The 14552-nt window shown below is 59.9% G+C and carries 17 protein-coding genes, 2 pseudogenes and 1 riboswitch; of the genes and pseudogenes, 10 read left to right on the top strand and 9 right to left on the bottom strand.

From position 1 onward, the window contains the following. Positions 1-76 precede the first annotated feature (76 nt). Positions 77-487 (top strand): annotated as a pseudogene (locus LMT64_RS11745) (IS4 family transposase); the annotation flags it as partial. A 333-nt stretch (positions 488-820) separates the two neighbouring features. Here the strand turns inward: LMT64_RS11745 and LMT64_RS11740 are convergent. The 4 genes from LMT64_RS11740 to LMT64_RS11725 all read right to left on the bottom strand — a co-directional run bounded on the left by LMT64_RS11740 (position 821) and on the right by LMT64_RS11725 (position 4842). Next, on the bottom strand, positions 821-1543 hold the full coding sequence (locus tag LMT64_RS11740; protein WP_229253470.1) for a zinc ribbon domain-containing protein: 723 nt from the start codon (positions 1541-1543) through the stop codon (positions 821-823). Between the two features lie 77 nt (positions 1544-1620). Continuing rightward, positions 1621-2780, bottom strand: a protein-coding gene (locus LMT64_RS11735) for an IS3 family transposase (protein ID WP_126353559.1) whose coding sequence is annotated in 2 segments (ribosomal slippage) — positions 1621-2513 and positions 2513-2780 — 1161 coding nt in all. Because the reading frame shifts where the segments join, the coding sequence is not laid out codon by codon here. Between the two features lie 157 nt (positions 2781-2937). Further along, a complete protein-coding gene (locus tag LMT64_RS11730) occupies positions 2938-3789 on the bottom strand; it encodes a MerR family transcriptional regulator (protein WP_126353557.1) in 852 nt (283 codons plus the stop codon). A gap of 48 nt (positions 3790-3837) precedes the next feature. Then, positions 3838-4842, bottom strand: a complete 1005-nt coding sequence (locus LMT64_RS11725) for a helix-turn-helix transcriptional regulator (protein ID WP_126353555.1) — start codon at positions 4840-4842, stop codon at positions 3838-3840. A 72-nt stretch (positions 4843-4914) separates the two neighbouring features. On the opposite strand from LMT64_RS11725, the gene LMT64_RS11720 reads away from it, so the two are divergent. The 4 genes from LMT64_RS11720 to LMT64_RS11705 all read left to right on the top strand — a co-directional run bounded on the left by LMT64_RS11720 (position 4915) and on the right by LMT64_RS11705 (position 6493). Further along, positions 4915-5385 carry a DinB family protein gene (locus LMT64_RS11720; RefSeq protein ID WP_126353553.1) on the top strand — a complete coding sequence of 157 codons (471 nt, stop codon included), beginning with the start codon at positions 4915-4917 and terminating at the stop codon, positions 5383-5385. Beyond that, positions 5382-5879, top strand: coding sequence for a DinB family protein (locus LMT64_RS11715; RefSeq protein WP_126353551.1), 498 nt, complete (start codon positions 5382-5384; stop codon positions 5877-5879). The genes LMT64_RS11720 and LMT64_RS11715 overlap by 4 nt, the downstream gene beginning before the upstream one ends. 2 nt (positions 5880-5881) lie before the next feature. Next, positions 5882-6139 carry a DUF1905 domain-containing protein gene (locus LMT64_RS11710; protein WP_126353549.1) on the top strand — a complete coding sequence of 86 codons (258 nt, stop codon included), beginning with the start codon at positions 5882-5884 and terminating at the stop codon, positions 6137-6139. Between the two features lie 66 nt (positions 6140-6205). Beyond that, positions 6206-6493 (top strand): transposase, encoded by a 288-nt coding sequence (locus tag LMT64_RS11705; protein WP_126353725.1) that lies wholly within the window; start codon positions 6206-6208, stop codon positions 6491-6493. Positions 6494-6552: 59 nt separating this feature from the next. Here LMT64_RS11705 and LMT64_RS11700 read toward each other — a convergent pair whose 3' ends face one another. Next, entirely contained in the window at positions 6553-6801 is a 249-nt protein-coding gene (locus LMT64_RS11700; protein WP_229253349.1) for a hypothetical protein, read from the bottom strand. Positions 6802-6871: 70 nt separating this feature from the next. Here LMT64_RS11700 and LMT64_RS11695 point away from each other — a divergent pair, with 70 nt between their 5' ends. From LMT64_RS11695 to LMT64_RS11675, 5 genes and pseudogenes are all read left to right on the top strand, one after another. Next, positions 6872-7375: an integrase core domain-containing protein gene (locus tag LMT64_RS11695; RefSeq protein ID WP_229253359.1), complete on the top strand. Its 504-nt coding sequence runs from the start codon at positions 6872-6874 to the stop codon at positions 7373-7375. An 80-nt stretch (positions 7376-7455) separates the two neighbouring features. Continuing rightward, a pseudogene (locus LMT64_RS11690) lies at positions 7456-7569 on the top strand (IS1/IS1595 family N-terminal zinc-binding domain-containing protein); the annotation flags it as partial. Between the two features lie 225 nt (positions 7570-7794). Further along, positions 7795-8082 (top strand): transposase, encoded by a 288-nt coding sequence (locus LMT64_RS11685; RefSeq protein WP_229253469.1) that lies wholly within the window; start codon positions 7795-7797, stop codon positions 8080-8082. A 32-nt stretch (positions 8083-8114) separates the two neighbouring features. Then, positions 8115-8954 carry an integrase core domain-containing protein gene (locus tag LMT64_RS11680; RefSeq protein WP_229253468.1) on the top strand — a complete coding sequence of 280 codons (840 nt, stop codon included), beginning with the start codon at positions 8115-8117 and terminating at the stop codon, positions 8952-8954. A 361-nt stretch (positions 8955-9315) separates the two neighbouring features. Beyond that, a complete protein-coding gene (locus tag LMT64_RS11675) occupies positions 9316-10323 on the top strand; it encodes an LLM class flavin-dependent oxidoreductase (RefSeq protein WP_126352956.1) in 1008 nt (335 codons plus the stop codon). 76 nt (positions 10324-10399) lie between these two features. On the opposite strand, the gene LMT64_RS11670 is transcribed toward LMT64_RS11675, so the two are convergent. The 4 genes from LMT64_RS11670 to LMT64_RS11655 form a co-directional block, all read right to left on the bottom strand. Further along, positions 10400-11272, bottom strand: coding sequence for an ABC transporter substrate-binding protein (locus LMT64_RS11670; RefSeq protein ID WP_126352958.1), 873 nt, complete (start codon positions 11270-11272; stop codon positions 10400-10402). 297 nt (positions 11273-11569) lie between these two features. After that, complete coding sequence (locus tag LMT64_RS11665) at positions 11570-12487, bottom strand: MetQ/NlpA family ABC transporter substrate-binding protein (RefSeq protein WP_126352960.1); 918 nt, start codon at positions 12485-12487, stop codon at positions 11570-11572. A gap of 68 nt (positions 12488-12555) precedes the next feature. Continuing rightward, positions 12556-13209, bottom strand: coding sequence for a methionine ABC transporter permease (locus tag LMT64_RS11660; RefSeq protein ID WP_170166049.1), 654 nt, complete (start codon positions 13207-13209; stop codon positions 12556-12558). Between the two features lie 2 nt (positions 13210-13211). Then, entirely contained in the window at positions 13212-14222 is a 1011-nt protein-coding gene (locus LMT64_RS11655; protein ID WP_126352964.1) for a methionine ABC transporter ATP-binding protein, read from the bottom strand. Between the two features lie 164 nt (positions 14223-14386). Then, positions 14387-14509: riboswitch (SAM riboswitch) on the bottom strand. Positions 14510-14552 lie beyond the last annotated feature (43 nt).

Genomic DNA, 14552 nt, shown 5'->3' with positions numbered 1-14552 from the left:
CCAGCCTATCAGCCCATACTTACGTCGTCATCAATAAAAAGTGGGGCTGATGTGGAAGGATTTCGCGTACCACTACCGTGTTCTGGCACTGAAGGTTTCGAAGACGGAGATGCTGTACCTGGCCTACAAGGGCAGAGCAGATCAGAATTTGCGGAAGTACGCACTGCGTTGGCAGTGCGAAAACCTCCACGCTGCGCTGAAAACCAGAGGCTTTGATTTGGAAGCGACCGGATTGACCCAGGCCGAGCGGGTGTCAACGCTGCTGATGGTGATCGCCATCAGCTTCATCTGGTGTCTTCAGACAGGTGCGGTTCTACTGCTTGAAGGCAGCGTGGAGACGAGGAAGGCCATGCGCCAGAAAGCGCATGGCTACGCCAGCAAAAGTTTGTTTCGATTGGGGTTGGACGAGTTGCGAGATTTGCTCAGCCACCCAAGCCCTGAAAATTGGAACCGTCTAGCGCGGCTTGTCCCGCGTTTTGAGGGGTAGTCAGGGCAACAGGCCAAGCTGAGGCTGGTGCTCCAGCGTAGGGAGCGCAAGGCACATAAAGTTGCTCATGAGCAGTTCCTGCGTGAGCAGGTGGTCGCTACCCAGCGTTTAAAGGGGATTACGGTACCTGCCCAATATGGGGGATGAGGCTCCGGATGGCCGCAGCTATACCGCTGAGCAGGTGAGTGTAACCACTCAGGCGCTGGATTCGCTTTACAAGCGCCTTTACGCTGCTCCACCGCCGCGACTTGACGTTTCTGACCTTCAGGCTTGGCACGCTGCGCTGGCTGAGTCACTTGTTGCCCGGCGGACGGTCTGGAATCCCCGATTTCATCAGCAACCTGAAGCGACGCCACCACGCAGCATCCAGATGGCGGCGTTGCCGTCGGCATTCACATCGCCGTGCTGTGGGCAGGTGAGCGTTGTTCCTGAGCGCTCACCCACTTGAGCACATTTGTGGCAGGTGACGGAAGTGCCGACAGGTGCAATGCGCTCCGAGCGCCCACCTGAGGTATAGATGGCCTGCGGCAAGATGGCCCGCTGGAAATCGATCAGGCCCAGTTTCTGCAGTTTCGCAGAGATGCCTTGATCCATATGCTTGGTCTTGATGTTCTCGGAACGCACCACCGCTCCGTGCTGCACGATGTAGGCCAGCGCAGGCTCCAGCCGTTTAGCGGTGAAGGCACGTATGATCTGCCACTCTGCACCGTCGCTCACAGGCGTTCGCTTGATCCAATCCAGTGCCGCTGGGGGAAGCGTAAAGTACTGAACCTCGTTGATGTCATCTGTGGGTGCGACCGAAAGCAGATAGGTCAGGCCCCAGTCGATGCCGAGCACCTGGTCTTTGGGATAGAAGATGTCCGGTTGGGTGAAGCTCAAAGTCAGCATATGACCGTTCATGTCCGGGCAGCGTGTGATGTACATTCCGATCGGAAGATAGACGGGCGCTGGCAGCGGCTTGCTCTCTTGTTGCCGAGTCAGCTGCTCTACAGCCGACTGCATCATGGCTGCGAAAGAATTGCTGGTCTTGGCGGCGAGGCGGGCCAGTATCGTCATATCGTTCGGCTCCGCGGGAATGAGATCCAAGGCGGGCAAGTTCTGGATGGGGTTGACTCGATTTTGAGTCGCTCAGGTTAAGCAGCTGTAGCTTGGCACTCGGCTTCTAGGGGCGTCAAGTACCCCAGGCTCGAATGCCGCCGTTTGCGGTTGTAGTACACCTCCATGTACTCAAAAATGGCTTTCTTTGCCTCCTCATGACTGCGATACACGCAGCCATCCACCAGCTCACGCTTTATGGTCTCGAAAAAGCTTTCAACCACGGCGTTATCCCAACAATCCCCCTTTCGACTCATGCTGCACCGCATCTCATGTTTCCGAAGCGCGGTTTGAAACATCTGGCTGGCGTACTGGCTTCCCCGGTCGCTGTGGTGAATGAGACCCGCAGGCGGATTCCGCCTGCTCACCGCCATATTCAGCGCAATCAATGGCAATTCTGTGGCCATGGTGCTGTCCATTGACCAGCCCACAATCGTTCTAGCAAATAAATCCATCGTCACGGCCAGGTACAGCCAGCCTTCTTTTGTGGGGATGTAGGTGATATCGCTAGCCCAGGTGGAATTCGGGGTCTCAGGCGTAAAATTTCTGTCCAGCAGGTTTGGAGCCACTGGAAGGACATGCTTGCTGTCTGTGGTTTTGACGAACTTGCGACGAGTTTTACCGTAAAGGCCAAGGTCACGCATCAGACGAGCAATTCGCCTGACACTGTGGTGATGACCCTTGGCTGCCAGTTCAGCCTGAATCCGGGGCGCTCCGGAGCGCCCCTTATGCTGCTCGTAAATGTCCTCAATCAGGAGTTTAAGGCGTTCATCCTGGATTTTCCTCGTTGAAGCCAGCCTTCTCCGCCAGTTCCTGAACCCACTGGGTGTCACATGCAACACTCTGCACACAATGTCAAGGCGAAATTCCTTGAGGTGCGCAGCGATGAACGCGAACCTCAGAGATTTTCTTTGGCAAAGAAGGCTGCTGCTTTTTTTAGGATTTCACGCTCCTGACGCAGAATCTCGTTCTCTTTCCGCAGCCTCTGAATTTCCTGCTCCTGTGGGGTCAGGGTCACCCGACCCTGACCTGGAAATGCGGCTGTCCCAGCCTTCTGAGCTTGGACTCTCCAGCGGTAGAGTACAGAGGTGCTGATTCCGAGGTCACGTGCAGCCCGGATTGGGCCGACATCCTCGCGTGCAGCGAGTTCGATGGCCTGACGCTTGAATTCGGCGGTGTAAGTCTTTCTGGTGGTCATGGGCTTGCCTCCTATGGTGAGGCTTAACTGCACCGACTCAAAACTGCACTAACCCCAAGTCTCAAGCCTGTCAACTTTGGAGACAGCATGTGGATGTGGATCAGGTGCCAGTGAATTCTGCGGAACAGCCCACGAGCACCTCAATTTGGAAAGGCTCTCACCCTCTAGGAACGAACGGCCAGGTCACTTCCCCCGCTAGGTCATTCGGCTGCAAGTCACACCAATTCTTACCCAGATAGGTCGGGTACACCTCACGGGTATCCAGCGGGCTGCGCTCACCATGTTTCTCTGCGTACGCCTGTACGGCAGCGTAAGCCTGAAGAATCTCCGGAAATTGAAACTGGGCGCGGGTCAGGGTCACGTAGGCCTCGGTATGGGCAGGCTCTATCCGCTGGGTGAAGTCAGCATGCGGGGGCAAGTCGCCCTGATAAGGCCAGCAGATCTCGACCGGGCCGTCACTGTCGGTGTTGACTTCGCCGTGATAAATCACCAGCGGTGCTCCCGTAGGCTCAGCTCCGCTTTCACTGAAGTGGCGGTGGAGTAGGCTGAACCCTTCGTCAATCACCCCAGGCAATTCGGGGGCCAGCACTTTGCGGGTGACGGTCAGGAGTTGCTGAGCAGGAACAGCACGGACTTGAATGTCATAGGTCATAGCGGTATCTCCACGAAGGGTGTCCATCAGAAACTGCGCCAGCGCATCGCGCTCAAGGAAAGCTTGCTGTTCACGCGCCCAGAGTTCACCGAGACGCTCGGCCTGTATGTCAGGTGGCGTGTCCAGCAGCTCCCGAATCTCGGCCAGCGGCAGGTTCAGTTGCCTGAGTCTGGCAATCAGGCGGGCACGTTCCAGTTGAGCCGGGTAGTAATAACGGTATCCGCTGCTGCCATCCACCAGGGCAGGTGGGAGCAGTTCCAGCGAATCGTAGAGGCGCAGGGCTTTGCGGCTGAGCCTTGAATGGCGTGAAAAGTCGCCCAGGCTGAGCAGTTCTGATGGTGAGTGGTCTTTATTCATAAGGATGGGCTGTCTTCAGACGCTTCTCTGCCGAAGACCATTTGAGTTTCAGCCTGGCCCCAGGGGCCGAGTCAAGCCTGGATTATCTGTACCTTGTGTAGCCCACTGACCTGCTCTGGCGGCGGCCTGACTCAGCTCCTCTTGCAGCTCGGGCGGCCCGTCCACCTTGATTTCAGCGTCAATGGTCAGGAGCCCGGCGGCCAGCATCCTCAGCTCGCGCCGCTCTGAACGTAAGCAGCGCAGGCGCGTACCCCCTGCCTCGTCGCTCAGGTCGGTGCGCCAGCCCAGTTCGCCTTCCAGGCGCACCTGCGGCGCCGGTAGTGCCAACCAGACGCTGACTTCAAAAGGAGCCGGAAGGTGTGGCATCATCCGCTGAACGTAGGCCAGGACATCAAAGTCGCTGGGTGCAGTAAAGGTGTCCGAGGTAGGGTCCGCCTTTTCAATCCGGTCGATCCGGAAACAGCGCTCTTCTTCCCGTTTTTCGCACCAGCCGACCAGATACCAGCGGCCCTGATAAAAGGCTGTTCCATAAGGTCTGAGTCTGCGCCGTGAGCGCTCAGCCGCAGCGTTCAGGTAGGACATCTCCAGGAGGCAACCTTGACTCAGAGCCTCGACGATGGCGGCCCAGACCCCTTCATCCAGCTGCACAGTATATGCAGCTGCCCCGATTCCTGCGTGCTGTTCCAGAGTTGAGAGTTGACCTGCCGCCTCGGTAGGTAGTACCTGTCTTAGTTTGGCGCGTGCAGACGCGGCGGCTGGAGCCAGCTCAGCCAGGCCCAGCAGACCGAGTGATCCCAGGCCCACACCAAGGGCCACCGCTTCTTCACGGCTGAAGGTCAGTGGCGGGAGCTCGGCAGCCCGCAGGCTGTAGCTTGCCCCGCGCCCACGGGTACTGGTGACCGGGAAACCCAGGTCCTGCAACCGGGCCACATAACGCTGCACGGTGCGGGGACTGACTTCCAGCCGCCTGGCCAGCTCCGTCCCGGACACCGCCCCGCGCCCATGAAGCAGATTCAGCACCGTGAGCAAGCGCATGGTGGGGTCATAGGTCATATCCACAGGTTAGCGAGAAAGGACGACAGGTCCTGACGGCTTATGGCGTTAGCGTAGAGACAAGGAGAAAATATGACCGAACTGAACTGGCCGGAAGACCTGCTGAGACGCAACACAGCAGTAAATCGGGCTTTACTGGATGCGATCAACGATGAGGATTTGACGTTGCAAAGCTGTGGTGGGGGTTGGAGCGTGGGTGAGCATCTCCGCCATCTGGTGAACTTCCGTCAAGGCTGGGTATCAGAGCTGTCCCCTGAGTTCGCGCCGCAGCTGGACGGTCTGGACACCAAAACTGTTCAGGACATAGCTCAGGCACTTGAGAAGGGCGAAGTCGCGGCCCTAGCAGCTGTCTGGGAGCAAGTGCAGCAGGGGAGCAGTTTTCAGGGGGCATACGGCTCGCACCCAGGGCTGATGCTGACCCATATCGCCATCCACGACAGCCACCACCGGGGCCAAATCCTTGCCACTCTACGGGAGTTCAGCCACACCGTAGACGACAACCCTATCTGGAAACCCTGGAATGAACTGGAGGAAGACTTATGAGCAACCAACAAGCCATCTTGACCCCTACCGAGTTGCTCGCCCACTGGCAGGGGCACCGTGAACTGACCCGCCGCGTTATCGAAGCTTTCCCAGAAGAGGCCCTTGCCCAGCATCACGCTCTGGAGATGCGCCCCTTCAGGGAGATGGCCTGCGAACTAGCAGGGATGGTGGATTACCAGCTGGACTGGTTCCGGACCGGAAAACCCAATTGGGACGAGAGTGCACGCCCCGCAGAGCTGCCCAGCAAGGCCGAGATCCTGGCCTGGTGGGACCGTCAGACTCCGGCGCTGGAGGCCACTGTACCTGAAGTGACCAATGAGATCTGGACCACGCCGGTCGATACCCCCTTCGGACGGATGTCACCGCTGACTAGCGTTCTCTATCTGATCGACAACGAGGTCCATCACCAGGGTCAGGCTTATGTGTATCTGCGTGAGTTGGGTATCCAGCCCCCCGCTTTCTACGAGCGCAGCAGCCTGCCCAAAATGGGCTAAGGATGCAGTTCACCGCTCATCTCATCTACTGGCGTGGGCCAGCCCCGCACTATTTTCTGCCGGTCCCGGGACATCTCGCGGCTGAACTGAAAGAAGCTGCGAATCTCGTCAGTTACGGGTGGGGCATGATTCCGGTGACGGTCACGCTGGAGGGCTGGCGATACGACACCTCGCTGTTTCCGCGCCAAGGTGGCTATCTGTTGCCCGTTCGCGCTGAGGTTCGCCGTGCCGCAGGATGGACCGAAGGAGATGAGGGGTAATGCTCCAGGAATTCCTTCCAAATTCAGCCTGTTCCTCAGGAGGGTCAGGCAAACTGGAGGAATATTATGGGAAAGCAACGCAAAACCTGGTCGCCTGAGGTCAAGGAAGAAATCGTCCTGGCCGTGCTCAGTGATGAGCAGTCCATCGCAGAACTGGCCCGTCAGCATGGCGTGGCTGAAAGCTTGATTCACAACTGGCGTGCTCAGTTCCTGGAGGCGGGCCGTGCCCGCCTCGCTGGCAACAAGCAGGATGACGGCTTCAAGGTGCTGGAGAAAGAAAACGAGCGTCTGAAGAGCTTGCTCGGTGAAAAGGAATTAGCCCTCTATATCGCAAAAAAAGCCAGGGGTCTTTAAGCCTGGAAGAGCTTCTCAGCTTGTACGAGCAAGTGCGTAAAGACCATCCCCATCTCAGCCTATCCAGCTTCGCCCGCGAAGCTGATATCCCTGTCTGGCGGCTTCGTGATGCCCGTCAGCAGGAAAAGCACCGTGTCGAACGTGAGAAACGGAGATGTGCAAGGCAGGAACGTATTCGGGAGATGGCTTTGCATTACCCGACCTGTGGTTACAGGCGCATCCACCATCTTCTTCGACAGGAAGCTAAAAAGACAGGACAAACCTGTCCAGGACGACATGAAGTACGTCTGACGTTGGTTGAACTTCAACTTAGCCCTCCTGCAGCTAAGAAGGCAAGACGACGGGTGCCTGGTGTCGTGCCGGCCACTTTAGTGGCCTATGGGTAGACGGGTTCAAATCGATGCCACTCGCTTTGCTTTACGAGATGGGATTTCCTGGGCATATATCGTTCTGGACGTGGAAACTCGAGCTGTGCTGAATGTCTACGTGGTGCGCTCGTTATCGGCCAGCAGCGCGGTCACCGCGCTGCGAGGAGGAGTTGAGAAACTGAAGAAACTGGGAATCGAGGAATCGCTGGTCGTGATGTCGGATGGTGGCTCGGACTTCACGTCCCACGAGTTCAAAGCGGCCTGTGAGGAGGTAGGTACCTGGGTCAGGGCGAAGGTATCGCAGCTGGGTGGAATGTGCATCCTGGAGCGGGTCAACCGCACTTTGAAGTACGAGTTCATTTTCAGGGAGGAACCGCAGACGAAAGCGGAACTCAGCGCGTTATGCGCTGAATTCCGCACCTGGTACAACATCGTTCGGCCTCATTCAGCCTTGGGGTATGGCTATCCCTGGGCTAAACTGCTGGAAGTGGCCGAGTCTCTTAAAGCCGCTTGAAGGATTTTCTGGAGCACTACCAGGCGCAGGTATTGCTGGAAATTCGGGTAGTGGCTGTACCAACGTGATCTACTGACAGGATGCCGGAGTGCCCAGCGTGTCAAAGCACACACACTGTCAAAAATGGGAAGGCCAAAAATGGCACCCAGACCTACTTATGTAAGGGTTGTGGCCGTCGCTTCCACCCGGAAGCTTGGGGTTAGTGCAGTTTTGAGTCGGTGCAGTTAAGCCTCACCATAGGAGGCAAGACCATGACCACCAAGGAGAGTTTCCTATTGCCCTGATGTGCCGTGTGTTGGAGGTCAGTGTCAGCGGCTATTACGCCTGGCGGACGAGACCACAGAGTAGGGTAGTGGTACGCGAAATCCTTCCACATCGGCCCCACTTTTTAGGAGGGTGGGGCCCACTGGAGGGAAGATATGGGAAAACAGCGCAAAACCTGGTCACCTGAACTCAAGGAGCAGCTTGTTCTGGCTGTCCTGAGCGGGGAGCACACCATCGCGGAAGCTGCTCGTGAATACGAGGTCAGCGAGAGCTTGATTCACACCTGGCGTGCCCAGTTTCTGGAAGCGGGCCGTGCCCGCCTCCAGGGAGCGAGGCCGGATGCAACCCAGAAGAAGTTGGAGAAGGAAGTCCAGCAGCTCAAGGCCATCATTGCGGATAAGGAATTGTCGCTCTACATTGCAAAAAAAATCCGGGGTCTCTGAGCGTAGATGAACTCCTGGCGTGCTATCAGGAGTTGCTCAGAGACCACCCGAAGCTCAGCCTCAGTCAATTTGCGGCTGAGGTTGAGCGTCCATATCATGTCCTGCGTGATACCCGGCAGAACGCACAGCGTTCTGCACAGCGGACGGAGCGACGTCAGCACGTCCTGGAAGAGGTACGGCTGAAAGCCCTTGAAGAGCCACTCAGCGGCTACCGTCTGATTTATCAGGCCCTACAACAAGATGTTCTGCGGCCTGCTCCGGGCCTCCATACTGTTCGTCGCTGCATGGTGGAGTTGAAGGTGCAGCGCCCAGTTCCCAGAAAGAAGCGCCGTCCATCGGCATGCCCTACCTCTATCGTTCTCTGGCCAGCGGGCCGCCGAGTTCAGGTCGATGCCATACGGCTCAGCTTGCCGGACGGGATCTGCTGGGCTTACCTCGTCCTGGACGTAGAAAGTCGCGCACTGCTGCACATTGAAGTGGTCCGGAATCTCTCTGCCAGCAGCGCGGTCACCGCGCTGCAACGGGGAGTCTATGTGCTGCACCATCTCGGCATACACGAGCAGCTCCTGATCATGACTGATGGTGGCTCAGATTTTACGTCTGGCGCATTCCAGGCGGCCTGTCAGGAGCTGGGCCACTGGGTACGGGCCAAGGTCTCACAGAAGGGAGGAATGGGCATCCTGGAAAGGCTCAACCGGACCTTCAAATATGACGGCGTGTTCCGGGAAGAATTGACGAATATTGCCCAGCTTCGTGCGTTCAGCACGAAGTTTAAAAACTGGTACAACTCTGAGAGAAGGCATTCCAGTCTGGGGTACACCTACCCCTGGGTTAAACTGCTTGCAGCTACGGAATCTTCGAACGTGGCTTGAAGGATTTTCCGTACCACTACCTATGGGCGCGCTCCCCTGAAACCTGTTTGTACACACTTCCAGATGTTCAGCTCTGGGAGCGCTTTTTGTCTACGTATTCAGGTGCAAGTTCTGAGTAGAGGCCACCAGAAGGCGTCGAATGGCCTGTTTGCGCTCTACTTCCGGTAATACGTGGTGATCAAGTCCTGCTCTGGACACAGTCGGCTCTCCTCTACCTTCTTCCGTACGACAGCCTAAAGAATCCTGTGAGGCCGCGCCTTGAAGTTTGCCTACCGCACAGCGCTGTCAGAAAGCTGTGATAAAGCCTGGACTCCGGCCCAATCCACTTTTGGGCCTCGCGTACAGGCGTACAACAAAGGATATGACTGCTCCTCGCCTCTCTGTTCTTGATCTGATCCCGGTAAGTGAGGGCATGACGCCTGCTCAGGCGCTGGAAGCCAGTCTGGCGCTGGCCGAAGTGGCCGATTCGGCAGGTTATCTGCGCTACTGGATTGCCGAGCACCACAACACCGAGGCTTTTATCGGCCCAGCCACCGAAGTCCTGATCGGATTGGCGGCAGCACGTACTGAGCGTATTCGGGTCGGTTCGGGTGGGGTCATGCTCCCTAACCATTCACCTCTCAAGGTGGCCGAGAACTTCATGACTTTAGAAGCATTGTTTCCGGGCCGCATTGACCTGGGGCTGGGACGGGCACCGGGCACCGATGGCCGCACGGCCCTGGCCCTACGCCGCTCACCAGACGCCATGGGCGCAGATGATTTCGAAACGCAGATCGCCATGCTCAAGGCTTTTGCTGGTGCCGCGCCCTGGCCTGAGCGTTCGCTGCTGAGTACGGTGCAGTCTTACGCTGGCACAGACTTGCCGCCGCTGTACATTCTGGGCTCCAGCCTGTTTGGGGCAGAGTTGGCGGGGCGCCTGGGGCATCCTTACGCCTTTGCGTATCACTTCAGCTCCTTTGAGCCTGAAGATGCGCTGGCGACCTACCGTCAGCATTTCCGTGCTGGCAGCGACCAGGCCCAGCCCTACGGGCTGTTGGGCGTCAATGTGGTGGCCGCAGAAACCACCGAAGAGGCTCAGGAATTGGCCCTGACCTCTGCCGCACTGGCGTTGAGCATCGCTTCAGGCCGCCGGGGGCCCCTACTCAGCCCAGAGAATGCCCGCGCCTGGATTGACGACATGGGTGTTGGCAGCCAGAAGCTGCTCAGCAAAGCCATCATCGGTACGGGCGAACAAGTTTACGCCGAGCTAAGCGACCTGGCGTCCCGCACTGGAGCCCATGAACTGCTGCTGACCACACATGTCTTTGACCCGCTGGCCCGGCAACGCAGCTATCAGCTGATTGCCGAGGCGGCAGGTCTGAAGGGCTGAGCAGTCCGGGAGAATCACATGGGCGGGGCTCCCTCATCTGAGGAGGCACCCGCCCGTAATTCCCTTGCTGCCGAACCTACTTCACAGCGCCGGGATGCATTACCTTGATCAGGGCCCGCATGGCCTCGGGCAGTCGGGGGCCAGGGCGGGCAATAGCGTCACGCTCGGCGTTGGTGGGTTGATAGACCCGGCCAGAGCGCACGGCCTGCAAGTTGCTCCAGCCGGGGCGGCGGCGGGCCTCGTTCACCGTCAGGCCGATCATGACCTGTGGATTGGCGCGGACCACCAGTTCAGGGTCCACTTTGGGAAAGTCGCCTAAGGAGGCTGGAACGATGTTGCGGCCTCCACCCCGCGTGATCAGTGTGCCGATATAAGAGTTCGGCCCGACCGAGTAGGGGGTAGGGTCCACCTCAAAGTAGGTGCTCACTTTGGGTCGGTTCACCACACTGCGTTCCAGAGCGCTTAGCTCACGGCGCATCTTGACCACCAGATTGGTGGCGCCCGTCTCGCGGTTGGTCATCTTGCCCAGCACCACGATCTTCTCGAACACCTCGTTGTAGGTCTGAGGAGTGCCGCCATAGACGGTCAGGCCTACAGCAGAGAGCTTCTCAGCCAGCCGTGCTGAGCTGGACTCGTCCACCAGAACCAGGTCTGGCTTGAGGGCCACAATTTTTTCGATGTCCGGCTGGAAACCACTGCCTACTTTGGTGATTCCAGCGGTTTCCCTAGGGTAGTTGGAGTATTCGTCAATGCCGACCAATTTGCCCCCAGCACCGATGGCAAACAGAGTTTCGGTGTGCGAAGGCAGCAGGGTGACGATCCGCTTGGGTTCGGCCTTCAGGGTCACGCGGCGGCCCAGGTCGTCGGTGACGGTCAGCGGGTACTTGGTGGCCTGGGCACTGCTCAGCAACGTCAGACCGCCCAGGGCGGCCAAAAACAGCTTCTTCATGTCCTTCTCCTTTGGCGCGAAAGATCCAGTGGCAGCCCACTACGGCGGCTACTCACCATATTCCTGAGAGGTGCTCGGGCTTGTGCGTGACAGCCTGTCGGCTGTGGCATTTACCGTGGCGCGACCGCGTTGGATTTTCACCAGACTTCCCCATCGCTCAGGGCCGGGGCTTAGGGTAACAGAGAAGCCCAAAGCTTTTCTGACGGGCCAGACCTTTTTTGCCCGCTGCCCTGGCCGGAAGGGCCAGAGAGAAAGCCCTCTCCGCAGGAGAGAAGGGCCAAGTCGGGTGAGCACTCCTCAGAACGCCGGGACGACGGCCCCCTGATACTTGTCCAGGATGAACTGCCGTACTTCGTCGCTTTGCAGAGCCTCTACCAGCTGGGTGTAGCGCGCGTCATTGAGCATCTCAGGTTTGCCAGCCAGCAAGTTGGCGTAAGGGCTTTCGGCGTCTTCCAGCAGCAGCGAGTCCTCCAGTGGGTTGAGGTCAGCCTCCAGCGCATAGTTGGTGTTGATCACGGCAGCGTCCACATCCGGCAGGGTACGGGGCAACTGGGCTGGGTCCAGCTCGCGGAACTCAATGTTCTTAGGGTTCTCGGTGATGTCCAGCACCGTGCCGCTGATGCCGGCGGCGGGGTCTACGGTGAGGAGGCCGCCGCGTTCCAGCAGCTTCAGGGCGCGGCCCGAGTTGCTGGGGTCGCTGGAAATGGCCAGCGTGGCGCCGTCAGGCAGTGCGCTGAGGTCGTTGTAACGGCTGCTGTACAGACCCAGCGGCTCCAAGTGAATCTTTGCGCCGCCAACGATCCCCAGTGGCCGGTCCGCCTGGAACTCGTCCAGATACGGCTGGTGCTGGAAATAGTTCAGATCAAGGCTGCCTTCGTCCAGGGCCACGTTGGGCTGCACGTAATCGGTGAATTCGACAATCTGCAGGTCCAGCCCTTCTTCGGCCAGCTGGGGTTTGACGAATTCCAGGATTTCCGCGTGGGGCACCGGGCTGGCCCCGACCCGCAGCACCGCGTTTGCGCCGCTGGCAGACGCCGTGCCGCTGGTGGCGGCGGCATCAGGTTCGGTGGGCGTGGCCGGGCTGGCAGATTCGGTGCTGCCAGCTTGAGTGGTGGATTGGGTGGTCTGGCCGCTTTCGGGCGCGGAGCAGCCGGCCAGCAGCAGGGTCAGGGTCAGGGCCGACAGGGGCAGGGAACGCAGGGGAGCAATGGTCATGGTGGGGTTTCCTTTCAACGTGAAAGTAGAGAGGGTAAAGTGCAGCAAAGGGTGATGTAGACGGGTGTTTAGCGGTGATCGGCCCGGCGCTCGGCGCGGTCGCCCAACCACTGCACCAGCTGCACGATCAGCAGCAGGGCAACGACGGTCACGACCATGGTGGGCGTATCGAAGCGCTGATAGCCGTAGCGGATGGCCAGGTCGCCCAGCCCGCCCGCCCCGATGGCCCCGGCCACCGCCGAGTAGCCGATCAGGCTGATCAGCAGTACCGTAAAGGCATGCAGCAACCCCAGCAGCGCTTCGGGCAGCAGCACCTTGGTCACGGTCTGGCGGGTGGTCGCGCCCATCGCCCGCGCCGCTTCGGTGACGCCGGTGGGCACCTCGCGCAGCGACCCCTCGACCAGCCGCGCCAAAAAAGGCACCGCCGAGACGGTCAGTGGCACGATGGCCGCCGTGCTGCCGATGGACGTGCCCACCAGGGCGCGGGTGAGCGGAATCAGCACAATCATCAAGATGATGAAGGGAAAGGAGCGGCCCACGTTCACGGTGGCGTCCAGCACCCGGAACAGCGCCGGGTGAGGGGTCAGTCCGCCGGGACGGGTGAGGTGCAGCCACACGCCCAGCAGCGTCCCCAACAATTGCGCCAGCAGGGCCGAGGGCAGCACCATCCAGAGGGTTTCCAGGGTGGCTTTCCACAGCAGCGGCCAGACCGCCGGGTCCAGGATCATGCGCTTACCGCCCGCTCCGGCCCCGGCTGCCCGCGTAGCCGCGCACGCAGTTCATCCGCGTCCAGCTGCTGCGGGACCGCCACCCAGGCCAGCACCTGCTCCCGCCCACCAGTGACGCTGGTCTGGGCCTCCACGACCCGGCCCCCCAGGTCGGCCAGGCGGCCCAGTGCCGCTGCGTACAGCGCGGGGAGAGTCACTTGCTGGAGCGTCTCGCCCTCGGCCAACTGGACCTGTGGCAGGTGCGCTCCCAGCAGGGCGCGGGTGGTGGCGTGCTGGGGGTCTGAAAGCACCTGGCCCGTTTCGCCGCTCTCGACCAGGCGGCCATGATCCAAGACGGCCACGTGGGTAACACTGCTGCGAATCACTTCCATCTGGTGCGTCACGATGACCAGGGTGAGGTCACGCTCCTGCTGAAGCTGGGTCAGCAACTTCAGAATGCCGGCGCTGGTTTCGGGGTCCAGCGCACTGGTGGCCTCGTCGGCCAGCAGCAGGTCGGGACCGGTCACCAGGGCGCGGGCGATGCCGACGCGCTGCTTTTGCCCCCCCGACAGCTGCGCCGGGTAGCGGTCTGCGAGGTCGGTCAGGCCCACCTGGGCCAGCGACTCGCGGGCCAGGGCCAGGCGGCGCGCCATAGGCACGCCCGCAAACTCCAGCGGCAGGGCCACGTTCTGCGCGGCGGTGCGCTGAGCCAGCAGGTTGAAGTGCTGAAAGACCAGTCCGGTGCGGGCCTGCCGGGCGCGGCGCTGCGCCGGGGTCAGGGTCAGCAGGTTTTCGCCGCCCAGGTGCAGTTCGCCGCTGTCGGGCGTGTCCAGGCCACTGAGTAGCCGGACCAGGGTGCTTTTGCCGGCACCGCTACGCCCGATGATGCCGGTGCGGCTGCCACGCGGCACGCTGAGCGTCAGGTCCTGCAGGGCCGTATGGGTCCCGAAGCGCTTGGTGACACCGCGCAACTCCAGGGCCGCGCCGGAAGAAACAGAAAAGAGGGCTGGGGGGGTCGCTGTGGTCACGCGTCATACCTCATCCGTGAGTGAGCGGTCAGCGGAACGGCAGGCCACCACCGGCGTGGTCGGGCCAAAAAACGATGTTCCCTTTCCTGGGCTTGAAACTCGGAAGGGAACGCTGAAGTCTGTTCTCGCTTGGCCTGGGTCCACCGCAGGTGGCCGGCCCCCTTCCCTTATCGGTCCCACCGCTTCACATCGTGATTCACGTGGGCTGGCCGAGCACCTTGGCCGTAATGAGGGCCGGTTGCTGCGGTGGTCACTGGGCCAGATCCCTGCACCGCTCTGGATAAAGGTTTAGACCCGCGTATGGGGGTCTGAAGGGGGAGTGTAGGCCCC

It is taken from the genome of Deinococcus radiophilus (genome assembly GCF_020889625.1).
GTDB classification, from domain to species: domain Bacteria; phylum Deinococcota; class Deinococci; order Deinococcales; family Deinococcaceae; genus Deinococcus; species Deinococcus radiophilus.
This window is presented reverse-complemented; position numbering and strand designations above follow the sequence as displayed.